General features: G+C 72.4%; 15 protein-coding genes. 8 read left to right on the top strand and 7 right to left on the bottom strand.

Going from position 1 to position 24,468, the window contains the following annotated elements:
- The first annotated feature begins 434 nt into the window (after window positions 1–434).
- The 4 genes from EP757_RS40290 (at window position 435) to EP757_RS40275 (ending at window position 6,412) form a co-directional block, all read left to right on the top strand.
- Entirely contained in the window at window positions 435–1,487 is a 1,053-nt protein-coding gene (locus tag EP757_RS40290; RefSeq protein ID WP_232050761.1) for a hypothetical protein, read from the top strand.
- Window positions 1,488–1,665: 178 nt separating this feature from the next.
- Window positions 1,666–3,777 carry a PhoX family phosphatase gene (locus EP757_RS40285; RefSeq protein WP_127553580.1) on the top strand — a complete coding sequence of 704 codons (2,112 nt, stop codon included), beginning with the start codon at window positions 1,666–1,668 and terminating at the stop codon, window positions 3,775–3,777.
- 182 nt (window positions 3,778–3,959) lie between these two features.
- The gene (locus tag EP757_RS40280; RefSeq protein WP_127553579.1) at window positions 3,960–5,477 is read left to right on the top strand and encodes a glycosyltransferase family 39 protein; all 1,518 of its coding nucleotides are present in this window, start codon (window positions 3,960–3,962) and stop codon (window positions 5,475–5,477) included.
- Window positions 5,478–5,482: 5 nt separating this feature from the next.
- Window positions 5,483–6,412: a phosphoglycerate dehydrogenase gene (locus EP757_RS40275; protein ID WP_127553578.1), complete on the top strand. Its 930-nt coding sequence runs from the start codon at window positions 5,483–5,485 to the stop codon at window positions 6,410–6,412.
- Here EP757_RS40275 and EP757_RS40270 read toward each other — a convergent pair.
- Complete coding sequence (locus tag EP757_RS40270) at window positions 6,404–6,976, bottom strand: helix-turn-helix domain-containing protein (protein WP_127553577.1); 573 nt, start codon at window positions 6,974–6,976, stop codon at window positions 6,404–6,406. The two genes, EP757_RS40275 and EP757_RS40270, sit on opposite strands and share 9 nt — an antisense overlap.
- Before the next feature lie 81 nt (window positions 6,977–7,057).
- Between EP757_RS40270 and EP757_RS40265 the strand changes: the two genes are divergently transcribed.
- Both EP757_RS40265 and EP757_RS40260 read left to right on the top strand, forming a co-directional pair.
- Complete coding sequence (locus tag EP757_RS40265) at window positions 7,058–8,629, top strand: bifunctional NAD(P)/FAD-dependent oxidoreductase/class I SAM-dependent methyltransferase (RefSeq protein ID WP_127553576.1); 1,572 nt, start codon at window positions 7,058–7,060, stop codon at window positions 8,627–8,629.
- A gap of 50 nt (window positions 8,630–8,679) precedes the next feature.
- Window positions 8,680–13,932, top strand: a complete 5,253-nt coding sequence (locus EP757_RS40260) for a DUF3320 domain-containing protein (RefSeq protein WP_127553575.1) — start codon at window positions 8,680–8,682, stop codon at window positions 13,930–13,932.
- Here EP757_RS40260 and EP757_RS40255 read toward each other — a convergent pair.
- The 5 genes from EP757_RS40255 to EP757_RS40235 form a co-directional block, all read right to left on the bottom strand.
- Window positions 13,922–14,440: a DUF6879 family protein gene (locus EP757_RS40255; protein ID WP_127553574.1), complete on the bottom strand. Its 519-nt coding sequence runs from the start codon at window positions 14,438–14,440 to the stop codon at window positions 13,922–13,924. The genes EP757_RS40260 and EP757_RS40255 overlap by 11 nt on opposite strands.
- A gap of 75 nt (window positions 14,441–14,515) precedes the next feature.
- Window positions 14,516–15,322: an SDR family oxidoreductase gene (locus EP757_RS40250; RefSeq protein ID WP_127553573.1), complete on the bottom strand. Its 807-nt coding sequence runs from the start codon at window positions 15,320–15,322 to the stop codon at window positions 14,516–14,518.
- A gap of 10 nt (window positions 15,323–15,332) precedes the next feature.
- Window positions 15,333–16,874, bottom strand: a complete 1,542-nt coding sequence (locus EP757_RS40245; protein ID WP_127554680.1) for an AMP-binding protein — start codon at window positions 16,872–16,874, stop codon at window positions 15,333–15,335.
- An 85-nt stretch (window positions 16,875–16,959) separates the two neighbouring features.
- Entirely contained in the window at window positions 16,960–18,171 is a 1,212-nt protein-coding gene (locus EP757_RS40240; RefSeq protein WP_127553572.1) for an acyl-CoA dehydrogenase family protein, read from the bottom strand.
- Window positions 18,172–18,692: 521 nt separating this feature from the next.
- Window positions 18,693–19,970 (bottom strand): acetyl-CoA C-acetyltransferase, encoded by a 1,278-nt coding sequence (locus EP757_RS40235; RefSeq protein ID WP_127553571.1) that lies wholly within the window; start codon window positions 19,968–19,970, stop codon window positions 18,693–18,695.
- A gap of 53 nt (window positions 19,971–20,023) precedes the next feature.
- On the opposite strand from EP757_RS40235, the gene EP757_RS40230 reads away from it, so the two are divergent.
- Both EP757_RS40230 and EP757_RS40225 read left to right on the top strand, forming a co-directional pair.
- Window positions 20,024–21,364: a 3-oxoacyl-ACP reductase gene (locus tag EP757_RS40230; RefSeq protein WP_127553570.1), complete on the top strand. Its 1,341-nt coding sequence runs from the start codon at window positions 20,024–20,026 to the stop codon at window positions 21,362–21,364.
- Window position 21,365: 1 nt separating this feature from the next.
- The gene (locus EP757_RS40225) at window positions 21,366–22,211 is read left to right on the top strand and encodes a MaoC/PaaZ C-terminal domain-containing protein (RefSeq protein WP_127553569.1); all 846 of its coding nucleotides are present in this window, start codon (window positions 21,366–21,368) and stop codon (window positions 22,209–22,211) included.
- A gap of 832 nt (window positions 22,212–23,043) precedes the next feature.
- Here EP757_RS40225 and EP757_RS40220 read toward each other — a convergent pair.
- Complete coding sequence (locus EP757_RS40220) at window positions 23,044–24,381, bottom strand: endo-1,4-beta-xylanase (RefSeq protein WP_127553568.1); 1,338 nt, start codon at window positions 24,379–24,381, stop codon at window positions 23,044–23,046.
- Between the last annotated feature and the right edge of the window lie 87 nt (window positions 24,382–24,468).

Below are 24,468 nucleotides of genomic sequence, written 5' to 3'. Positions count from 1 at the left end.
CGGTGTGTCGGGGATGTTTCCGGTGGACGAAGCTTTTGAATGTGTACGCAAACATCGACCGGCGTGTCAAGAGCGAGCCTTCGATGTATTTCCTGCGCAAGAGCCCTTACAGTGAGGGCGTGCCGGTTTTGTTAACGCTCACTCGACGGGCCTGTGTGGTGCGCGGGATCAGGCTGCCAGGAGCACCTCCGGCCGGGTCACGGCGGCCTTCACCGGTCCGGTCGGCTCCCTTCGTATCGGTGCGGCCGCCGCCCGGCCGCCGCTGACTTCCCCCTCGCAGGTCGCGTCTCTCCCCTCACCCACCTGCCGGTCGCGTCAGCGTGCCGTTTTGCCGCTGTCAATCGCTTGTCCAGGTACTTGTCCCGTAATGGGCGATGAGTGCTGTGCTGGGGCGGGTTTGCGGCGAAAAAGGCGGGGGAGCAGGCGTGGTACGGATGATGGCGCTGGCCGGGCTGGCGGCGGTCGCGTGGGGGAGTTCGGACTTCGTGGCGGGCGTCGGTGCCCGCCGCATGCCGATCCGGACCGTCCTGTTCGGCTCCAAGCTGGCCGGCATGCTCCTCGCCGTGGCCTTCCTGCTGGCCCGCCCCGGCCCGTGGCCCACCGGCAGCCGCCTCCTGCTGCTCTCCGGGGCCGCCGGCGTGATCGGCCTCCCCGCGATGGGCCTGCTCTACCGGGCCATGCGCGACGGCACGCTGGCCCTGGTGGCCCCGGTCGCGGCCGGCGCGGCTCTGGTGCCCCTCGCGTGGGGCGTCATCCGGGGCGACACCCTGGGCCCGGCCGCCCTGATCGGGGCGGCGGCCGCCCTGGCCGGAATGACCTTGGCGAGTTGGCCGGTCACACCGGCAACGGCTCCGGTGGCGCCCGCGCATCGGCTCGCCGTGCCCGCCGGAGGGTCGCCCTTTCCCACGCCCCGGCCGGTCGGTCCGGGCCGTCCGGCCGAATCAGTCCGGGAAGGCGCTTCACCCGTGGCGGTGAACCGGCCGGCCGCTCTCTGTGCGGCGGGCGCGGCGGTCGGCTTCGGCGCCTACTTCGTCCTGCTGCACGAGGCCGCACCTGCCGACCCCTATGGAGCGACCGCCTGCGCCCGGATCGCCGGCGGCCTCCTCGCTGTGCTGCTGCTCTTCCCCTGGCTCACCCGGTTCTTCCTCCGGCGCGCCCGGTTCTTCAGCCGGCACGCCCGGTTCTTCAGCCGGCTCGCCCGGTCGAGGGGCGCCGCTCGCCCTTCTCGGCCGGAGAGGTCACGAGAGAACGGGCGGCGTGGAAGATGGGTGCTGCCCGCGGGTGTCGGGGTGCTGGACACGGTTGCTGACGGGGCGTTCGCGGTGGCGGCGGCTGCCGGGACGGTCGGTACCGCGGCGGTGCTGGCCGGCATGTACCCGGCGGTCACGGTGCTGCTCAACACCGCCGTGTTGCGCGAGCGGCTGCCGCGGATTCACCTGGTCGGCGTGCTCAGCGCTCTGGTGGCAGTCGCCTGCCTAGCCGCCTAGGACGCCTAGCCGGACGCCGGCCGTCACCACGGAATGTCGGGGCGCCCGGTGGACGATCGATAAACGTGCGTCGACGTTCACCTCTCGTTCACCTCTACCGGGTGGTCACGTAGACCTGGGCTCTTAGCGTCCGGTCATCTCGTCACTGGCACGGTGGCGGAATGACCGAGGAGATTTGATGTCCGACCTGAGTCGCCGGCTTCTTCCTTTACTGGGCAACCCAGGGCACAGCGGCGGTGCACGCGACGCGATGACGTGTCTGTACCGCTGCGGCAACGCGTGTGATCACCCCGTCCCGAACGTGTCGGCCAACCCGTACCTCGGCGACATCGTCAACGCCGGGATGAGCCGGCGTGGCGTGGTCCAGGCCGGTGCGGCGAGCGCCCTGGTGCTCGGCCTCGGCGGGAGCCTCGTGGGTGCGAGCCCGGCCGCCGCGGCCACGCCCGCCGCGCACGGTGGCGGGCACAAGCCGGTCCCGCAGAAGGCCGGCAGGCTGACCTTCCAGGCCGTCGCGCCGAACACGGCCGACGCGGTGACCATCCCGCCCGGCTACCAGACCTCGGTCGTGATCCGCTGGGGTGACCCGGTGGTGCCCGGCGCCCCGGCGTTCAGCCTCACGAACCAGACCGGCGCCACCCAGTCGAAGCAGTTCGGCTACAACAACGACTTCGTCGGTGTGATCCCGCTGCCCGGGGAGAAGAACCGGGCGCTGCTCGTGGTGAACCACGAGTACACCAACGAGGACCTGATGTTCCCCGGCTTCGTCAGCCAGGACGCCCTGACCAGGGACCAGATCGAGGCGGCGATCGCGGCCCACGGGCTCTCCGTCGTGGAGATCGAGCGGGTCGGCAAGTCGGGTCAGTGGAAGCCGGTGAAGGGCCGCAGGCTGCGCTACAACAAGCGCATCACGGCACTGGAGACCGAGTTCGAGCTCACCGGCCCGGCGGCCGGGTCGGCGGCGCTGCGGACGGCGGCGGACGCGAGGGGCCGGACCGTCATCGGCACCCTGAACAACTGCGCGGGCGGCGTCACCCCGTGGGGCACGGTCCTCTCCGGTGAGGAGAACTTCAACCAGTACTTCGTCGGCGGTGACGCCGTCGACGCGGCCACCAAGACCAAGTTCAACCGGTACGGCATCACCACGACGACCCGTTACCCGAGCGGCTCGCGCAAGTGGGACCGGGTCCAGGAGCGGTTCGACCTGGCGAAGAACCCGAACGAGGCGAACCGCTTCGGCTGGATCGTCGAGATCGACCCGCTGAACCCGGACGCCCCGCCGCGCAAGCACACCGCGATGGGCCGGTTCAAGCACGAGGGCGCCAACGTCATCGTGTCCCGCAGCGGTCACGTCGTGGCGTACATGGGCGACGACGAGCGGTTCGACTACCTCTACAAGTTCGTCTCCGAGAAGAAGTACATCTCCAGCGACTCGCCCTGGGCCCGGAAGCACAACCTGTCGCTGCTCGAGTCCGGCACGCTCTACGTCGCCAAGGTGACCGGCGACAGCCCGGCCACCGAGATCGACGGCACCGGCAAGCTCCCGTCGGACGGCAGGTTCGACGGCACCGGCGTCTGGATCAAGCTGGTGTCCGGCAACCGGTCCTTCGTCCCCGGCATGACCGCCGAGGACGTGCTGATCAACACCCGGTTCGCCGGTGACGCGGTCGGCGCCACCAAGATGGACCGGCCCGAGGACGTGCAGCCGAGCCTGCGCACCGGCAAGATCTACGCGGCGATGACCAACAACACCAACCGGGGTGTCGGCACGAACGCCCCGGCGGACGAGGCCAACCCGCGCAACGCCAACAAGCACGGCCACATCTTCGAGATCGTCGAGAAGCACGGCGACCACACCGGGACCGCGTTCACCTGGTCGCTGCCGATCGTCTGCGGCGACCCGGCCGCCGCCGACACCTACTTCGGCGGGTACGACAAGTCCGCCGTGTCGCCGATCTCCTGCCCGGACAACGTCGCTTTCGACAGTGCGGGCAACCTGTGGATCTCCACGGACGGCAACGCGCTCGGCACCAACGACGGCCTCTTCGCGACCCCGATCGAGGGCAAGGAGCGCGGCCACCTCAAGCAGTTCCTCACCGTCCCCAGGGGTGCCGAGACCTGCGGGCCGTTCGTCACGTCCGACGACAAGTCGGTCTTCGTCGCCGTCCAGCACCCCGGTGAGATCACCGGCGCCTCGGTGGAGAAGCCTGCCTCGGTCTGGCCGGACGGCGACTACGCCAAGCCCGGCGTGATCGTCACCTGGCGCACCGACGGCGGTCCGGTCGGCAGCTGACCCACCGCTCCACGACGGCCGCGGCGTTCGATGCGCCGCGGCCGTTCCGCGTGGGTATCGGACAGGTGGTTCGCCCCGGGCGGGAGGAGAATCCGGGTCGATTCCCGGTAGATCTGAACCCTGGACGGCCGGGCCAGCGTGTTCCTCGCCGTGGACGCGAAACACCGGCGGAGGTGTGACAGGTGACCGACTCACCGACCAGGACACGGCCGGCGCCGGTCCGGACCAGGTCGATGCACAGCACCGACGTGCCGGCCGAACCGGCGCTGCCGCGGCCCCGGCGATGGCCGGCCGTGCTCCCGGCGCTGATCCCGGGCACGCTGATGCTGGTGGTCGCGCTGGTCCAGGCCGGTCGCCCGGTGCTCAGCTGGGACGAGGTCACCTCGGCCGAGGTCTCGTCGCGGACCGTCGGCCAGATCCTCGACCTGGTCCGGAACATCGACGCGGTCTTCGGCGCCTACTACGTCTTCCTGCACTTCTGGACCGGGGTGGCCGGCACCTCCGAGGTGGCGCTGCGGCTGCCGTCGATCCTCGCGATGGCCGGTGGCGTGGCACTCGCCGCCGAACTGGGCCGCCGTCTCTTCTCGCCGCTCGCCGGACTGGTCACCGGTGTGATCCTGTGTCTGGTGCCGAACACCACCCGGTACGCTGCGGAAGCCCGGCCCTATGCCTTCGCCTGTTTCTTCTCGGCGCTCGCGTTGTTGCTGCTGCTCGGGTCGATACGGCGCGGTCACCCGTACCGATGGATGGGTTATGGCCTGAGCGTGACCCTGCTCGGCCTCTCCCACCTGCTCGCGCTGACCACCCTGGCAGCCCATGCCGTGATGATCGGGATGGTGGCGTGGCGCGGCCGGCGCCGGCGCCGGCGCCTGGTGCTGACCTGGGCGGGAACCGCGCTCGCCGGGATGCTGCCGCTGCTGCCGATCGCCTGGCTGGGCGCGCATCAGGAGGACACCCAGCTGCACTGGGTCGAGCCGATCACGATGGCCCGGATCCGGGCCATGCCCGCTGACGTCTTCGGGTCGCGGGAGGTGGCCTGGCTGGTGATCGGCATGGTGGTGCTCACGGCCTGGCGCCCGCTGCGCCGGCTCGCACCGATGGCCGCGCTGGCGCTCGGGCCGCTGGTGACGCTCGCGGTGGTGTCGGTGCTGGCCTCGCCGATGTGGGTGGCGCGCTATCTCCTGGTGGTGCTGGCGCCGCTGGCGATGCTCGCGGCGATCGCGCTGACCCGGCTGGAACGCATCCGGGTCGTCGCGGTGCTGCTGCTGCTCGCGTTCGTGGCGATCCCCGGTCAGCGGGCGGTGCGGACGCCCACCGCCAAGGTGGGGCCGGACTACCGGGCGGCCGCCGCGATCATCGGTGAGCGGGCGCGGCCCGGTGACGTGGTCGTCTACCCGCCGAAGAATCGGGCGATCCGGGCGGGGATGGACTATTACCTGTCCCGGCAGCCCGCGAGGCCGGCGGATCCTCTCGTCGCAGTGCCATCGGCGCGGACCGGGTGGTTGATCGCGACCGAGAAGAGCGACGTCTCCGCGATATCGCGGGCCGAACGGATCTGGATCGTGGTCGGTGACCGCCGCGGCGACGCGATCTCCGCGCGCGAACAGCTGCGGCCGATCCTGGAACGAGACCATCGGCGGATCGGCTTCTGGCAGCCGAAACGGGCAACGGTGGCGCTCTATGAAAAGGTGGCAAGCTGACCGGCATGAAGGTCCTGCTGCCCGACACCATCGAACTCGACCTCGGCTTCCCCGCCGACATCTACGCGGCCGGTGAGCCGATCCCCGACGAGCATCTCGACGCCGAGGTGCTGGTCGTCTGGGGCAACTCGGCCGGCAACCTGCGCGACGCCGCCCGGCGACTGACCAGGCTCCGCTGGGTGCAGACTCTCGCGGCCGGGCCGGACGCCGTGCTGAACGCCGGCTTCTCCCCGGACATCGTGATCACGGCCGGGCTGGGCCTGCACGACCGGACCGTCACCGAGCACACCCTCGCCATGGTCCTGGCCGCGGCCCGCCGGCTGCACCTGCTGGTCCGGGCCCAGATCGGCCGGCGCTGGGCGGAGGAGCTCGGTGGCATCCAGCCGGTGCACGAGACGGCGGCGTTCCGTACGCTCCGCGACGCCAACGTGGTGATCTGGGGCTTCGGTGGCATCGCCGCCACCCTCGCGCCGATCCTCGCGACGCTCGGCGCCACGGTCACCGGCGTGGCCCGCAGCGCCGGGACCCGGCACGGCTTCCCGGTGGTGGCAGCGAGCGACCTGCCCGCGCTGCTGCCCCGGACCGACCTGCTGATCTCCATCCTGCCGGCCACCCCGGAGACGACCCGGGTGATCGACGCCGGGGTGTTCGACCGGCTGCCGCGGCACGCCTGGGTGGTCAACGTCGGCCGGGGCACGGTGCTCGACGAGGCGGCCCTGCTGGCGGCGCTGCGGTCCGGCACGATCGCCGGTGCGGCCCTGGACGTCTTCGAGACCGAGCCGCTGCCGGTCGGGTCGGGCCTCTGGGACGAGCCCAACGTGATCATCACGCCGCACGCGGCCGGTGGCCGTCCCCTGGACGCGGAGGAGCTGATCCTCGAGAACCTGGCGGCGTTCCGGGAGGGCCGGCCGCTGCGCAACGTGGTCTCACGCTGATCGGGATCGGGCTCGCACATGCACCCTCTCGCCCTGCGGCCCGAAGATATTGATCATCTCGGCGGGGATCGTCCCGCCGTTCAGCACGAGATGCGGGAGCCGGGTGTCGAACTCGACCGCCTCACCCGGCTCCAGCGTCAGATCGTGCTCGCCGAGCAGGAGACGCACCCGGCCGGAGAGCACGTAGAGCCATTCGTACCCCTCATGGGTCTTCTGCTCGCACTGCTCCGGCTCGCCGGCCGGGATGATCGTCTTGAACGCCTGCAGGCCGCCCGGCTTGCGGGAGAGCGGGATGTACGTCCGCCCGCCCCGCACGATCGGCCGGGCCCGCACTCGCGGATCGCCGCTCTCCGGCGCGTCCACCAGGTCGTCGAGGCTCACCTGGTAGGCCTTGGCCAGCGGCAGCAGCAGCTCCAGCGTCGGTTTGCGGGTGCCCGACTCGAGGCGGGACAGCGTGCTCACCGAGATGCCGGTCACCTCGGCCAGGTGGGTGAGCGTGAGATCCCGCTGCTGCCGCAGCTCGCGGAGCCGGGGCCCCACCGTGGCGAGCTCGTCTTTTGCCATAACAGCAACTTTAGTTGCCGCTTTTCGGAACCCTGAGGCACGGTGATCCCCGAGCGATGAGGGCAACGGAAGGAAAGACCGATGCAGCAGGATGCGTACGACGTCGTGGTGATCGGTGGCGGCGCCGCCGGGCTGAGCGGGGCGCTGGTGCTGGCCCGCTCCCGCCGGTCGGTGCTCGTCGTCGACAGCGGTGAGCCGCGCAACGCGCCGGCCGCACACATGCACAACGTGCTGGGTCACGACGGGCGGTCGCCGGCGGAGCTGCTGGCGGCGGGCCGGCAGGAGATATCCGGATACGGCGCTGATTTCGTCACCGCCACCGCAGTCGCGGCGAGGAGGAGCGACGGCGGCTTCGTCGTGATCCTGGACGACGAGCGCGAGGTCAGGGCACGACGGCTGCTGGTCACCACGGGACTGGTCGACGAACTGCCGGCCATCGACGGTTTGAGACAGCGCTGGGGCCGGGACGTCGCCCACTGCCCGTACTGCCACGGCTGGGAGCTGCGGGACCAGCGGATCGGCGTGATCGTGAGCAGCCCGCTCGCCTTCCACGCGACCCAGATGTGGCGCCAGCTCAGCCCGCACGTGCTCTACCTGCTCAACGGTGGCCCGGCGCCGGTCGGCGAGCAGGCCGAGGAGCTGGCCGCCCGGGGCATCGCGGTGGTGGCCGAGCGGATCGCCTCGGTCCAGGTCGCCGGGGACCGGATCACCGGGGTCCGGCTGGAGACCGGCGCCGTGGTGGCGGTGGACGCGCTGGCGGTCGGCCCGCGGTTCGTGGCCCGGTCGGCGTTCCTCGCGTCGCTGGGCCTCGAGCCCGCCGACTTCGCGATGAACGGTCACGTGCTCGGCAGCCACATCCCGGCCGACCCGAACGGCGCCACCGCGGTTCCGGGCGTCTGGGTGGCCGGCAACGTGACGAACCTGGGCGCCACGGTCGCGGTCGCCGCGGCGGCGGCGCAGACCACCGGCGCGATGATCAACATGGACCTGATCGCGGAGGAGACCCGGGAGGCGGTCACCGCGTACCGGCACCGGATCGCCACGATGTTCTCCGAGGACGCGTGGGAGGAGCGGTACCGCGGCCGGGACGCGGTCTGGAGCGGCAACCCGAACCCGCAGCTGGTGGCGGACGCGGCGGACCTGCCGGCCGGCCGGGCGCTGGACGTCGGCTGTGGCGAGGGCGCCGACGCGGTCTGGCTGGCGCAGCGCGGCTGGCAGGTCACCGCCGTGGACATCTCCACGGTGGCGCTGGGCCGGGCGGCCGGGCACGCCGCGTCGGCCGGGGTGGCCGACCGGATCACGTTCAGCCACGCCGACCTCCGCGCGGCGGCGCCGTCCGGCGAATACGACCTGGTCTCGGCGCAGTTCATGCACCTGCCCTCGGAGGAGCGGCAGCAGCTCTGGAAGCACCTGGCCGGCGCCGTGGCGCCCGGCGGGACCCTGCTGATCGTCGGTCACCACCCGTCCGACCTGGCGACCACGGTGGGCCGGATGCACTTCCCGGACATGCTCTTCCTGCCCGAGGAGATCGCCGCGACGCTCGACCCCGCGCAGTGGGAGCTGACGGCGGAGGCGCGTTCCCGTCAGGTGAAGGACCCCGAGGGTCGGAAGATCACCATCAACGACGCGGTGCTGGTAGCGAAGCGTCGCTGAAAAGCGGTGATTCGCCAGCATTCATCCGGTCGCCTTGCTGGAATGGGCATATGCGGCCGGATGATGCTGAAGCACCCACCGGCCCGGGCGACGACGTCCGGGCGGCTCTTACGGCCTGGCGCGACGGGATCGCCGACCCCGGAGCCGCCAACCGCCTCATCAACCTGCCGCGGGGCGGCGCCGACCTCGTGGAGATCGCCGCCCCCGGCGCCGCCGGCATCCTCGACGCCCTGCGTGCCGGGCGGGACTGTGCCTTCGGGACGGGCGCCGGCGAGCTCCGGGCCGAGTTGCCGGCCGAGGTGCTGCATCCGCTGCTGCGCCGGCTGCGCCGCCACAGCCTCCAGGAACAGGCCGACCGGGGGGTCGAGGTGCTGCATCTCGCCGCCGGCCTGCTGCATTGGCAGGATCTCGACGGTACGGGGTACGCCAGCCCGATCCTGCTCACGCCGGTCGAGCTGGTCGCACTCGGCCCCGAGGACGTGCCGCGCCTGCGGGCCGGCATCGGCGACCCGGTCGTCAACCCGGCGCTGGTCACGCGGTTGCGCCGACTGGGCGTGGAGATCGCGGACGGGACGGACGTGGAACGGGCGATCGCCGGCCGGCCCGGCTGGCGCACCGACGGCACCGTCGTGCTGGCCCGTTTCGACGTGGCCGCCGAGGAGATCCGCCGCGACCTGACCGAGAACGAGCAGCGGATCGGCGGCCACCCGGTGGTCCGGGCCCTGGCCGCCGCCGAGGGAACCACGAACGCCTTCGCCTTCGCGCCGGTCAGCCCCGGCGAGATCGACGAGGTGGCGCCCGCCGAGGACACTCCGCTGGTGCTCGACGCCGACGCGGACCAGCGCTCCTGCGTCGCCGCCGCGCTGGACGGCCGCAGCTTCGTGATCGACGGCCCGCCCGGCACCGGCAAGTCGCAGACCGTCGCCAACATGATCGGCGCGCTCGCGCACGCCGGGAAGCGGGTCCTGTTCGTCTCGGAGAAGGCCGCGGCGCTCGACGCCGTGCAGCACCGGCTCTCCGCCGCCGGGCTCGGCAACCACCTGCTCGGCCTGCACGGCGCCAAGGGGTCCCGCCGGCAGGTGGCCGCCGCGCTCGCCGCCGCCCTGGACGCGGCGCCGTCCACCGCGATGCCCGGCATGTCCGCCGAGGACCGCGAGCGGCTGCGCGAGGCCCGGGAGAAGCTCAACGCGTACGCCGCCGCCGTCAACGAGGTCCGCGACCCCCTGGGCCGCAGCCTGCACGACGTCGTCGGCACGCTGTCGCAGCTCAGCGACGTGCCGGACGCGCCGACCGCCGGCATCCAGGCCGCCACGCTCACCGAGCAGGCCCTGGACCGGGTCCGCGGGGCCGCCGAGCGGCTGGAGGGCGCGTGGCGGCCGGCGAACGAGCGCAGCGGCTTCCGCTGGCGTGAGGTGATCGAGCGGGAGCCGCTCGACGAGGCCCTCCAGCTCGCCCAGACGGCCCTCGACGACCTGGCCGGCGCCTCCACCCCGAACGCGGCCATCGCCACGGCGTTCCACCTGCGGCTGCCGTCCGACGCGCCGGCGCTGGCCGAGGCCGCCGAGCACGCCGCCCAGCGCCCGCGCGGCGTCGAGGACTCCTGGCTCACGGCGGTGGCGCTGCGGCCGGTCCGGCAGGCCGCCGAGGACCTGGAACGGCTGCTCGACGAGGTCAACCGGGCGGTTGAGCAGGCCGAGGCACGGACCGGGGTGAGCTGGGAGACCCTGGCCGAGCCGCTGGACGCCCCGGCCATCCCCGAGCCGCCGCGCCTCACCCCGGCCGCGGTCCGCCTGGAGCCGCTCACCGCGGCCGAGGCGAAGTCGCTGGCCGGCCGGTTCGCCGCGGACGCCGACGAGCTGGAGCACCAGCAGCAGCGGCTCGACCGGGTGACCACCCGGCTGCGGCTGCCGGACGTCGTGATGTTCACCGACGTCGAGCTGGTCACCCTCATCGCCGACCTGGGCGGGCGGCCGGACAAGCCGCTGGTCGCCTGGTTCTCGCCGGGCGCGCAGAGCGCGGTCGCCAACGCCGCCGCCCAGCTGCGCCGGCACGTCGAGGCGGTCGCGGCCGCGCAGGCCGAGGCGGAGCCGTTCTTCACCGACGCGGTGCTCCGGGAGCCGGTCGAGGAGCTGGCCGAGCGCTTCGCGACGGTGCACCGCGGCGCCCGCAAGCTGCTCGCCCCGCACCGCCGGGACAAGGAGGCGGTCGCCGGCTTCACCCAGCCCGACGTCGGCATCGACGACGCGATCGCCCACCTCGACCACGCCGTCGCCTGGCGGCGCGCGCACGAGGGACTGGTCGCGGCGGAACGGCAGCACGCCGGCCAGCTCGGCCGGTACTGGAAGCGGCTGGACACCGACTTCCGCGCGGTCGGCCGGGCCCTGGAGACCGCGGCCGAGGTGCTGCGGGTGGCGCCGACCGAGGCCCTGCCGTCGGTGATCGGGTACGTCACCTCGGACGCCGGCCACGACGAGGAGCTGCTGCAGGCGGTCACCGAGGCGCGGGACGTGTTCCGGCACTGGCGCGCCACGCTGCGTCCGGAGCCGGAGCCCGCGGCCCGCCCGGAGCTGGGCCGGGGCAGCGTGCAGGCCGGGATCGCCTGGCTGCGCGCCCAGATCACACCGCTGGGGGAGACCGCGACGCTGCTCGACCAGCTGGGCCGGGCGATCGGCCGCGACCTCAACGTCGCCGAGGCCGCCACGGTCCTGGCGGCCCGGCAGGCGGTGCTGGACGCCGAGGAGGCCCTGAACACCGCCGCCGGCGGGTACCGGCAGACGCTCGGCGACGCCTACCAGGGGCGGCGGACCGACCTGCGGGCCCTCGGCATGGCGATCGACTGGGCGGCCCGGGCGCGGACCCTGCGGACCGGCACCGACGCGGCCCTCAACGCCGAGCAGGCCGCCTCGCTGGGCGGCGGGGGCACGAAGCCGTCCGAGCTGGTGCCGCTGATCCAGGCCTGGCAGGAGGCCCGGCAGCGGATCCTCGACGCGTTCGGCCCGGCCCGGCAGGTGCGCCTCGCCACCGCCCTCGACCGCTACGAGACCGCCCGTGACCTGCTGCGTGATCTCCGCGACGACGCGACCGGCCAGCGGGAGTGGTTCGACTACCTGGCCGCCCGCGAAGGACTGGCCGAATACGGCCTGGACGCCGTCGTCGACTTCTGCGCCGACCACGCCGTCGACGTGCGGCGGGTGCCGGACGTGATCGAGCGGGCCGCGTACCGGGCCTGGGCCGAGGACGTGATCGGCACGGACGAGCGGCTCGAACCGCTGGCCGCCGCCGGCCGCGACGAACTGGTCGACGAGTTCCGCCGGCTGGACGCCGCCCTGCTCCAGGACGCCGCGAGCGCGATCACCGCCGCCGCGAACGGCCGCCGCCCGAAGAAGCAGAAGAAGACGCCGCCGCCGATCGCGCTGATCCGCGCCGAGGGGCAGAAGCAGAACGGCCACCTGCCGGTACGCCGGCTGCTGACCGACGTCTGGGAGGTGGCGGCCGCGCTCAAACCGTGCTTCCTCGCGCCGCCCGCCGCTGCCGCCCGGCTCCTGCCCGACGACGCGGGCTTCGACGTGGTGATCATCGACGAGGCGTCCCGGATGACGCCGGCCGCCGCGGCCTCCTGCGCCCGGCGCGGCACCTCGCTGATCATCGTGGGCGACGACTGCCAGCTGCCGCCGCCCGGTGACCAGCCGTCGGTGCTGGTCGTCGCGAACGACTGCGGCGCGTTCACCCGGATCGGCCTGACCCGGCACTACCGCAGCCGGCACGAGGCGCTCATCGACTTCGCGAACCAGCAGTTCTACCGGGGACGGCTGGTCGCCTTCCCGGGGGCGCTGCCGGAGGGGCCGGACATCGGCGTCGAGCTCTTCGCCGTCGCGCACGGCGGCGGCGAGGCCGACTTCGTGGCGGGGCGGGTCGTCCACCACTTCACCCACCGGCCCAGCCTGTCGCTCGGCGTGGTCACGCTGACGGCGGCCCAGGCCGACGCGATCGCCGACACGGTGGAGGCGGCCCTGGCCGGCGACCCCGACCTGGAGCGCTTCCTCGGCGACCTGTTCGTGAAGGACGCCGAGACGGCGCAGGGCGACGAACGCGACGTGATCATCCTGTCCACCGGCGCCTCGCTGGACGCCGCGGGCGGCTCGACCGGGGCGCGCCGGCTCAACGTGGCGATCACCCGGGCCCGGCAGCGGATCGAGGTGGTCAGCGCCATCCCGTCGCGCGCCGAGCCCGCCGGTGAGGGTGAACGGCGGCTCGCCTCGTACCTGGAGATCGCGGCCTCCGGCGGCGCTCCGGCCTCCCTGAGCGGAGGGACCTCTCTCGAGGAGTCCGTCCTGGAAACCGTGCTGGGCTGGGGCTATGCGGCAACGGGCCAGGTCGGTGCGGGTCCGGGCCGCGTCGCGGTGGGGGTACGGGCCAGCGACGCCGACGACACCGGCTTCGCCCTCGGGGTCCTCTGCGACGGCCCGGGTCACGCCTCGCCGGTGGCCCGCGACCGGGACCGTCTCAACGACCAGGTGCTGCACAGCCACGGCTGGAGCCTGCACCGGATCTGGAGCGTCCCGTGGTACCGCGACCGCGACGGCGAGGAGGCCCGGCTCCGGGTCGCCATCGAGAACGCCCTCGCCGTCCCGGACGTCTTCGCCGAGCCGGACGAGGAGCAGCTCGCCGTCCGCCCGGCGCCGCGGCCGGAGTGGGCGCTGCCCTACGAGCGGACGGTCGTCGGCGCGCTCCCGGCCAGCGCACGGGCCGACGACGCCGTGGCCGGCGCTCTCCTGATCCAGGCGGTCGAGAAGATCGCCGAGGTGGAGGGGCCGGTGCACCTGCAGGTCCTGACCCGCCGGATCCGTGAGGCGTGGGGGATCAGCCGGCTCACCCAGGGCGTGAAGACGGCCATCGAGACGGCGATCCGATCGTCGGGCGCCGGCTTCGACGGCACGTTCATCACATCACCCGATGCGCCTATTCCGACGGTACGGGTGCCCGCCGACGGCGTGAACCGGAAACCGGAACAGGTGGCCGAACCCGAGCTCCAGCTCGCCATCGAATACCTCGTGCTCGACGCCGGGCTGGTCGAGGGGGACGACCTGCTGGCCGCGGCCGGCCGGCTCTTCGGCTGGAGTGGCAACCGGGCCGGCGCGTCCCGCCTCGCCGCGATGCTCGACGACCTGGTCTCGGCCGGCCGGCTCATCGCCCACCGCAGCGGCCTGATCGCCGCGCCGGAGGAGGATCTGCTGAACCTGCCCGACCCGGCGACGCTGCCGCACCGCTCGGACGCGAAGCGCCGGCAGGACGTCAGCGCGTGACGTAGGCCTGGTGCGGCACGCCTCGGGGCCACAACGCGTCGCGGACCCGGACGCAGTGCTCGACGATGGCCGGGTCCTCGGTGGCCGCCGCGGCGGTGACCGAGCCGTCCGGCGTGAAGAGCGTGAAGACCACCCGGCGGTCGTCGAAGAGCCAGAAGTCGTCGTCGGCGATCGGCAGCCCGTCCAGCTCGTCGCGGGGCAGCCAGCGGATCACCTCGCCGGCGTCCACGTTCAGGTGCGAGATGCTGAGCAGCCAGCGGGTGTACTCCACGTGCGGGACCGACACCACCCGCAGCCGCTGGACGCTGCGACCGGTTGCCGTGGTCTCCCGGATGAGGTCCAGCCAGGGCTTCTGCCAGGCGAAGTCGTCGGGCTCGCCGGCCCGGAACCGGCGGATCGGCTCGGCCTCGTCCGGGGCGTCGTAGACGTCGGCGACCTCGAGGTGGAACGCGGACCGCTGGAAACCGCGGAACGTCTCCTCGAAGTGACCGTTCAAGAGCAACTGCATCCGTCCACGATCGTCACTGAGGGTGTTCTCGTCCACACCTCACAGTGAAATCTGCAACTTGCAGGAAAATCGCCGTCAGCCGTTGCGCCAGTCGTCGTTCTCCAGATGGGACCCGGCCTGCGGGCCCATCAGCAGCATCCCGCCGTCCACCACCCAGGAGGCGCCGGTCACGTACCCGGCCTGCGGAGAGGCCAGCATCGCCACGACGGCGGCCACCTCGTTCGCGTCGCCGGGCCGGCCCAGCGGCACACCGGGACGGCTCACCGTGAACGGGTCGACGTCCTCGTTGCCGGTCATCGGCGTGGCGATCTCGCCGGGCGCCACCGCGTTCACGGTGATCCCGTCCGCCGCCAGCTCCTGCGCCATCACCTTGGTCAGCAGCCCGAGGCCGCCCTTCGCCGCGCAGTACGCCCCCGAGCCGACCCGGGGCGCGTGCTCGTGGACGCTGGTGATGTTGATGATCCGGCCGCCCCGGCCGCTGCTCCTCATCCGCCGGGCCGCCCGCTGGGCGCAGAGGAACGGGCCGTCCAGGTCGACGGCGAGCACCTCACGCCACTGCGCGAAGCTGGTCTCCACCACCGGCGTGCTGATGCCGGTCCCGGCGCAGTTCACCAGCACCCCCAGGCCGCCCAGCGCCCCGGCCAGCTCGTCGATCACGTCCGCGGCGCCGGGCAGATCGGCGAGGTCCAGCCGGCGGATCTCCGCGCGGCGGCCGGCCTCGGCGACCTCGGCGGCCGTCTGCCGGGCGCCGTCGGCGTCCTCGCGGTAGGTGACGCCGACGTCGAAGCCGGCCCGGGCCAGGGCGACGGCGGTGGCCCGGCCGATCCCGGAGTCCGAACCGGTGACGACCGCCACCCGGTCATAGTCGTTGCGCTGCGGCATGGACGTGCGGTTACCCCGCCTCCCGGCCGCCTAACTCCCGCTTGAGGATCTTGCCGGTGGCGTTGCGGGGCAGGACGTCGAGGAAGACGATGTCGCGCGGGACGCAGAAGCGGGCGCGGTGCCGGCGTACGTGCTCGCGAACCGCCTCCGGGTCCAGCTCCTCGCCGTCGCGCAGCACCAGGTAGGCGGCGAGCCGCTGGCCGTACTGCTGGTCCGGAACCCCGATCACCGCTGCCTCGCGCACCTGCGGCATCGCTGCCAGCAGGCTCTCCACCTCGGCCGGGAAGACGTTCTCGCCACCGGAGACGATCATGTCGTCCTCCCGGCCGTCGACGAAGACGCGCCCGTGCTCGTCGACGTGCCCGAGGTCGCCGGTGCCGAGCAGGCCGTTCTTCCGTGGCGTCCCGGCGCCGTTCGTGTAGCCCTCGAAGATCATTTCGTTGCTGACGAAGAGCCGGCCGACGGTACCGGCCGGCACCTCCTCGTCGTCGTCGCCGAGCACCTTCACCGTCGTGCCGAACGGCGGCCTCCCGGCGGTGTCCGGCGCGGCGCGCAGGTCGGCCGGGGTGGCGATGGAGACCCAGGAGGCCTCGGTCGAGCCGTACAGGTTGTAGAGGCCGTCGCCGTACCGGTCCATGAACCGCGTCGCCAGCCCACCCGGCAGGGCGGAGCCGCTGACCGCGGCGATGGTCCTCCCCGGGACTCTCTCCTGCGGTTCCAGCTCCATCAGCTGCTGCACCATCACCGGTACGGCGATCAGCGCGTCCACTTCCTCCCGTGCGATGTGGCCGTGCACCTGGGCGGCGTCGAAGCGGCGGTGCAGCACTATCGTCGCCCGCAGCGCCAGGGCGATCTGCAGGCCGGCGAAGCCCCAGGTGTGGAAGATCGGGGCGGCGAGCAGGATCCGGTCGCCGGCTCGCAGCGGGATCCGGTCGATCACCGAGCAGAGCGGCCGGAAGCCGCCGGGGGTGGGCCGCCGTGCGCCCTTGGGGGTGCCGGTCGTGCCGCTCGTCAGCACGATGGTCCGTCCCGGCCGGGCCGGGGGCTCCATCCTCGGTCCGGTGCCGCCTGCGCCGGGCGCTTCGCCGATCTTCTCCACGGCGACGAGGGCGAGTTGCCCGGTGAACTCCACGTCGTGGATGACGGCCTTGAGGTCCTGATCCTCGGCGAGGAGTCGCAACTGGTGCGCGGAGAGACCGGTGTTGATCAGCACAGGATCGGCGCCGAGCGTCGTGACGCCGATCAGCGCCTCGATCATCCGGGCGGAATTGCGCATCAGGAGACCGACACGATCTCCCGGTTCCAACCCCCGGGACGCCAATGTCCGGGCCAGGTTCTCGGTGAGTTCCAGCAGTCCCTCGTACGAGACACGGGTCTCGTCGTCGATCACCGCAACCCTCTGCGGGCTGCGCGCCGCGGCCTGCCGCAGCTCGCCCGCCAAGCCGAACCCCCACCGCCCCAGAGCGCCGAACTGGCGCAGGATCCGGACCGGATGTCCGGGCGTGAGCAGGCCGCGCCGGGCCATGGTCCTCGCGATGAAGGTGACGTCCACTGTCATGCCCTCCCGGCCGTCGTCGCCCGCCGCTCAGCGGATCGTGGAGTGTCCGGCGCTCAGCAGATCTCGGAGTGTCCGGCGCTCAGCGGATCTGGACTCCGGAGATGGCTCGGGCGATCACCAGACGCTGGATCTCCGACGTGCCCTCGAAGATCGTGTAGATCTTGGCGTCCCGGTACATCCGCTCCACCGGGTGATCGCGCAGGTAGCCGGCGCCGCCGAGGATCTGCACCGCCTTCTCGGTGACCGCGACCGCCACCTCGCCGGCCTTCAGCTTCGACATCGACCCCTCGCCGGCGGTGAACGGGCGCTCGGCGCGCCCCATCCACGCGGCCCGCCAGACCAGCAGGCGAGCGGCGTCGATCTCGGTACGCATGTCGGCGAGCGCGAACGCCACCGCCTGGTTCTCGATGATCGGCCGGCCGAACTGCACCCGGGTCTTGGCGTAGTCCAGCGCGTACTCGTAGGCGGCCCGCGCGATGCCGAGCGCCTGCGCGCCGACCGCCGGGCGGGACAGCTCGAACGTGCGCATCGCGGCCTGCCCCGACCGTCGCTGCCCCTCGCGGGCCTTCGCCAGCCTGCGGTCCAGCGCTTCCTTACCGCCCAGCAGGCAACTGCCCGGAAGGCGGACGTCGTCGAGGAACACGTCAGCGGTGTGCGAGGCGCGCAGGCCCAGCTTCTTCAGTTTCCGGGTCGCGGCCAGGCCCTTCGTCCCCGGTGGCACCACGAACGCGGCCTGCCCGCGCGAGCCGAGACTCGGATCCACGCTAGCGGTGACGATGTGCACGTTCGCGATGCCGCCGTTCGTGGCGTACGCCTTCTGCCCGGTCAGCACCCACTCGCCGGACGCCTCGTCGTAGACCGCGCGGGTCCGCATCGACGCCACATCGGAACCGGCCTCCGGCTCGGTGCTGCAGAACGCCGCCACCTTCGGATCGCCGGTGTCGCCGAAACACTGCGGCACCCACTCGACCAGCTGCTCCGGCGTCCCCGACCCGTAGATCGCGGCCACCGCCAGCGACGTCCCCGAGATCGCCATGCCGATGCCGCCGTCACCCCAGAAGAGCTCCTCGTTGGCGACCGGCAGGCTCAGCCCGCTCGTATCCGACCAGGTGTTCACCAGGAACTCGAACCCGTACAGCCCGATCTTCGCGGCCTCCTGCAGGACCGGCCACGGCGTCTCCTCGCGCTCGTCCCACTCGGACGCGGCCGGCCGGATCACCGACTCGGCGAAGCCGTGCACCCACTCGCGCAGGTCTTGCTGCTCTTCGTTCAGGTCGAGCCAGAACTCCACGTCGGATCAGCCCTTCCGGCGGCAGGTTAACTCGCCGGTAACCTTACGAGCGCGTAACTTCCCTGACAACCGTTCCCGCCGCCTCCGTTGCCCACCGAGCCTCGCCGACCGCGCCTCGCCGACCGCGCCTCGCCGACCGCGCCTCGCCGACCGCGCCTCGCCCGCCGCGCCTCGCCCGCCGCGCCGCGCCTCGCCTCGCCCACCGCGCCTCGCCCACCGCAGATCTTGAGCGATCGTCGACTCTCGCGGGTAGGAAGTCACCCAAGATCCGGGGCGGAGCGGGGCGGGGCGGGGCCGTCCTGGCCGGTGATGGAGATCTGGGCACGACGGCGGCGACCGGCCGCGGGCTATCGGATGCCGCAGCCGGACACTGCGGCGAGATCATCTCCCGTCCGTGCGGGAACCCGCCGCTCGGTGGGGCGACCAGCGCACGCAGACTGCTTTTGCGTCCGGCTGCCGCCACCATGCAGGCGGTGAGCGCACACAGTTCGCCGGCGCGTGCTCTCACCGCCCCGGCCGGGTCAGCGCTCCAGGATCGCCACCACGCCCTGGCCGCCGGCTGCGCAGATCGAGATCAGGCCCCGGCCGGAACCCTTCTGGGCCAGCAGCTTCGCCAGGGTCGCCACGATGCGGCCACCGGTGGCGGCGAACGGGTGGCCGGCCGCCAGCGAGGAGCCGTTGACGTTCAGCTTGGCGCGGTCGATGGCGCCGAGCGGGGCGTCCAGACCGAGTCGCTCCTTGCAGAACTCCGGGGACTCCCAGGCGGCGAGGGTGCTGAGCACCTGCGACGCGAACGCCTCGTGGATCTCGTAGTAGTCGAAGTCCTGCAGGGTGAGGCCGTTGCGGGCGAGCATCCGCGGGACGGCGTAGGCCGGGGCCATCAGCAGGCCCTCGTCGCCGTGCACGTAGTCGACGGCCGCGGTCTCCGAGTCGGTGAGGTAGGCGAGCACGGGCAGCGAGTGCGCGGCCGCCCACTCCTCCGACGAGAGCAGCACGGCCGAGGCGCCGTCGGTGAGCGGCGTCGAGTTGCCCGCCGTCATCGTCGGGTTCTCCTTGCCGTACACCGTCTTCAGCGACGCCAGCTTCTCCGGCGTGGTGTCCGGACGCAGGTTCTGGTCACGGGTCAGTCCCAGATAGGGCGTCAGCAGATCATCGAAGAAGCCTTGGTCGTACGCCGAAGCGAGGTTGTGATGCGACTTCAGCGCCAGGAGATCCTGATCCTGGCGGGAGATCTGCCAGCGCAGCGCCGTGATCGCGGCGTGCTCGCCCATCGACAGGCCGGTCCGCGGCTCGGAGTTGCGCGGCAGCACCGGCTGGAGCGCCTGCTGCGGGCGCAGTCGTGCGACGGCCTTGAGGCGGTCACCGAGCGTACGGGCCCGGTTGAGCGACAGCAGGGCCCGGCGCATGTCCTCGTTGACCTGCAACGGGGCGTCCGACGTGGTGTCGACGCCGCCGGCAACGCCCGCCTCGATCCGGCCGAGAGCGATCTTGTCGGCGACCAGGATCGCCGCTTCCAGGCCGGTGCCACAGGCCTGCTGGATGTCGTACGCCGGGGTGCGCGGGTCGAGCCGGGACCCGAGCACGACCTCGCGGGTCAGGTTGAAGTCGCGGGAGTGCTTGAGCACCGCGCCCGCCACGACCTCGCCGAGCTGCTCGCCGGCCAGGCCGAACCGGGCGATCAGGCCGTCGAGGGTGGCGGTCAGCATGTCCTGGTTCGAGGCTTCCGCGTACCGGCTGTTGGACCGGGCGAACGGGATCCGGTTCCCGCCGAGCACCGCCACGCGCTTGATGTCCGGCACGACTATCCTCCACATCGACGAGCACTGCAGTTACTCACCGGTAGGCTACTCGCATGGCTGACAGGTACGCGAACTTCGCCAACTCCGGTCTCGGCCGGACCGTGGTCAAGCGCCTCGGGCTGCCTGATCCGCCCAGGCTGCGCCGCTTCCACCCCGGAGATCCGCTGGTCACCGCGCCGGTCCTGGTGGGCGCCGCGCCCGGCGGCCGGCTCGCCGAGCCGATCCGCAAACTCCTGGGAGACGCCGGCGTCCCGGTCACCGATTCCTTCAGCGACGGTACGAAGTACGGCGCCCTGGTCTTCGATGCCACGGGAATCGCCGACTCCTCGCAGTTGCGGATCCTGTTCGACTACTTCCACCCGTACGCCCGCTCCCTGGTCCTCTCCGGCCGCGTGATCGTGCTGGGCACCCAGCCGGACCGGACGCCCGGCCCGCAGAAGGCGACCGCGCAGCGGAGCCTGGAAGGCCTGACCCGGAGCATCGGCAAGGAGTTCGGCCGGGGCGTGACGAGCCAGCTCGTCTACGTGGCGCCGGGCGGCGAAGCGGGACTGGAATCCACGCTGCGGTTCCTGCTGAGCGGGCGGTCGGCGTACGTCTCCGGTCAGGTCATCCGGATCGGCGCCCAGGCCGTCGGCCCGGCGCCCGACGTCGAGCGGCCGCTCGACGGCAAGCTCGCCCTGGTCACCGGCGCGGCCCGGGGTATCGGCGCGGCCATCGCCCGCACCCTGGCCCGGGACGGCGCCGACGTGATCGCCCTCGACGTGCCCGCCGCCGGTGACGCCCTCGCCGGCGTGGCGAACTCCTGCGCCGGCCGCGCCCTGCAACTCGACCTCACCGCGCCGGACGCGCCCTCCCGGCTGGCCGGTTACCTCGCGGCGGGCCCGTCCGCCGGGGTCGACATCGTCGTGCACAACGCCGGGATCACCCGGGACAAGACGATCGCCCGGATGTCCGCCGACAAGTGGGACTCGGTGATCGGCGTCAACCTGACCGCGCCGGAGAGGGTCAACGCCGAGCTGCTCTCCCGTGATCTCCTGCGGGAAGGCGGGCGGATCATCGGCGTCGCGTCGATCGCGGGCATCGCCGGCAACCGGGGACAGACGAACTACGCCACCAGCAAGGCCGGTGTGATCGGGATGGTGGAGTCCTACGCGTCGATCCTGGAGCCTCGCGGGATCACGATCAACGCGGTGGCGCCCGGCTTCATCGAGACCGCGATGACCGCGAAGATGCCGATCGGCCTGCGCGAAGCCGGCCGCCGGCTGAACAGCGTGTCCCAGGGCGGCCTCCCCGCCGACGTCGCCGAAACCATCGCCTGGCTGGCCTCGCCCGGCTCGCAGGCGATCACCGGCAACGTCGTCCGGGTCTGCGGCCAGAGCCTGCTGGGGGCCTGACATGGTCGCCGTCGTCGAACTCAGCGCCGGCCCGGGCACCACGGCGTCGTACGCCCGGGCCGCCCTCGGCATGCTCCCCGGCGCGCGGCGCGGCTCCTCCCTCGCCGACGTCGAGATACGGCACCGGGATGTGACGGTCTCCCGGGCGCACCTGGCCGCGTACGACCGGGTCTGCGGCTTCCGCCTCTCCGACACGCTGCCGGCTACGTACCCGCACGTCCTGGCCTTCCCGCTGGCCATGCGGCTGATGACCGCCCCGGATTTTCCGCTGCCGCCGATCGGCCTGGTCCACGTCGGGAACCGGATCAGCGTGGCGCGGCCCCTCGGTGCCGGTGAGAGGCTGGACCTGTCGGTCAAGGCCGTCGACCTGCGGGATCATCCTCGGGGCCGTCAGTTCGACATGCTCACGACGGCTGTGGTGGGCGGGGTCGAGGTGTGGCGTGAGGTCTCGACGTATCTGCGGATCATGAGGCCGTCGGAGGGTGGGCACATTTCCGACATTTCGGATAAGTCGCCCGAGGTTGGCGGGGCGCGCTGGCATGTGCCGGCGCGGGTGGGGACCGGCTACGCCGCCGTATCCGGTGATCGCAACCCGATCCACACCTCCCGGGTGGGCGCCCGCCTGTTCGGCTTCCCGCGCCCGATAGCCCACGGCATGTGGACGAAGGCCCACGCCCTGGCCCGGTTGGAGGGCCGCCTGCCGGACGCCTACACGGTCGAGGTGGCTTTCAAACAGCCCCTGCTGTTGCCCGCCAGGCCGACCTTCACGGCCGCCCCCACTGCGAAGGGCTGGCGGTTCACCCTGTCTTCGAGCCGCCCTCACCTGACCGGCGAAGTGACCCCCTGACGCCCCGTCCACCGGTGCCCGCTTCTTCCCGCACCGGCCCTCTCCTCAGATCTTGAGCGACGATGCACCTCCGGGTGTTGAGGATCGCCCACGATCCGCGGTGGCCGGGCCGGCCTCTTCCTGCAGTGGCTGTGACTGATCGCTGTCAGCCGGCTGTGACCCGTCGCTGTTCACGGCGGACTCGCGGCGTGCCGGTGAATCTTGGAATCGTGTGAGTTCGTGGAGTGTGGCGGGTGCTGTGGGCCCCACGACTTTCCCTCCATCGGCGGCGCTGGAACAGGGCGCGACTCACCGTAGGGCGAGCGTCGGGGTCGTCCGCCGTTCGTTCGCTTCTTCGGCAGTCCGCTGCGTGAGGACGAAGGCACGCGCCCTCAGATCTTGGGTGATTCTGCACCCCAGCGGCTAGCGGATCGTCCAAGATCCGCGGGCGGCGGGCGGCGGGCGGCGGGCGGCAGGCGGCGGGCGGCGGGCGGCAGGCGGCAGAGCAGCGGGGCAGCCGGGCAGCGGGGCAGCGGGGCAGCAGAGCAGCGGGGCAAGCGGGCGGCGGGGAGTGGGCCGGGCAGCGGGAGCGGGGACCGGGAGCGGAGCGGGCAGCGGGGTCGGGCAGCGAAGGCGGGTAGCGAGCGCGGGCAGCGGTGGTGGGGAGCGCGAGGCAGCGGGAGCGGAGCAGGCAGCGGCAAGCGGAGCTGGGGAACGGGTCGGGCAGCGGCGCGGTGCGGGAGCGGAGCCGCGGACCAGCGCTGTGACTCATTGCTGTTCCCCGTGCGGTTCGACAGCAATGAGCCACAGCTGACCGGGGCCGCGGCCGATGAGCCCGCGGCCGGAACAGGATCTACCGGGAGGTGCAGGTAGGTGTGCCCGAGGGAGCGGTGCCGGTGCCCTGGAAGCCGAACTCCGTGCTCGAACCGGCCGCGACGCCGCCGTTGTAGGTGACGTTCGTGAAGCTGGATCCGCTGGCGGTCGCGTTCCAGGTGTTGGTGATCGCGGAGCCGGACGGCAGGGTCACGCCGACGGTCCAGCCGTTGATGCGGGCCGTTCCGGCGGTGACGCGGACGGTCACGACGAAGCCGCCGGTCCACGCGTTCACCGAGGTGGTGGCGGTGCAGCCGGAGCCGGTGGGCGGGTTGGACGTGGAAGCCGAGACGGAGACGGACGGGGACGGTGAGGTGACCACGCCGCCGAGTTCGTTGAGGACCGCGGTGTAGGCCGCCTTCGGGTTGCCGCTGCCGTCGAAGAGCAGTGGTGTCCCACTGGCCCGCCACGAGTCGCTGTCCCGGATGCCCCACACCGTGATGCCGTTGCACCGGGTCACGGCGAGGCAGGCGCGGACGGTCGAGGCGAAGGAGGCCGCCTGGGCGGAGCCAGACCCTTCGATGTCCAGTTCGGTGATCTGCACGTCGACGCCGAGGTCGGCGAACCGCTGCAGGTTGGCCTGGTAGTCCGACGGCAGCGGGGACTGCGCGTTGAAGTGCGATTGGAAGCCCACGCAGTCGATCGGCACGCCACGCGCCTTGAAGTCCTGGACCATGGCGTAGACGGCGTTGCTCTTCGCGTTCTGCCCGTCGGTGTTGTAGTCGTTGTAGCAGAGCTTCGCGGCCGGGTCGGCGGCCCGCGCGGCCCGGAACGCCACCTCGATCCAGTCGTTGCCGGTGCGCTGCAGGTTGGAGTCGCGGCGGGCGCCGGTGGAGCCGTCGGCGAACGCCTCGTTCACCACGTCCCAGGAGTCGATTTTGCCTTTGTAGTGGGTGGCGACCTGCGTGACGTGGTTGACCATGGCGGTGCGCAGCGCGGTGCCGCTCAGGTTCTGCGCCCAGGACGGCTGCTGCGAGTGCCAGGCCAGGGCGTGCCCGCGGACCTTCTGCCCGTTGGCGATCGCCCGGTTCACGATGGTGTCGGCGCTGCCGAAGCTGAAGGTGCCCTGGGACGGTTCGGTGGCGTCCCACTTCATCTCGTTCTCCGGGGTGACCGAGGTGAATTCGCGGTTCAGGATCCCGGAGTAGACCGCATCGGACAGTTTGTAGGCGGCCACGGCGGTGCCGAAGTACCGCCTCTTCTCCGCGGCGGCCGCGCCGAGCGTGGCGGCGGCGGCGTTCGCGGTGGGGGAGAGAGCGACGACGGCGGCGGCCGCGGTCACGGCCCCCGCCATCGACAGGATCAGGGTGCGTCTCATGGGGAACTCCAATGGCTTCGGAGGATTGGGGATCGAAGCTCATCGAACGCTACCGACATGTTACGGAAACCTCAACCGGTTCAGTTC

Source organism: Actinoplanes sp. OR16, from assembly GCF_004001265.1.
GTDB lineage: Bacteria > Actinomycetota > Actinomycetes > Mycobacteriales > Micromonosporaceae > Actinoplanes.
This window is presented reverse-complemented; position numbering and strand designations above follow the sequence as displayed.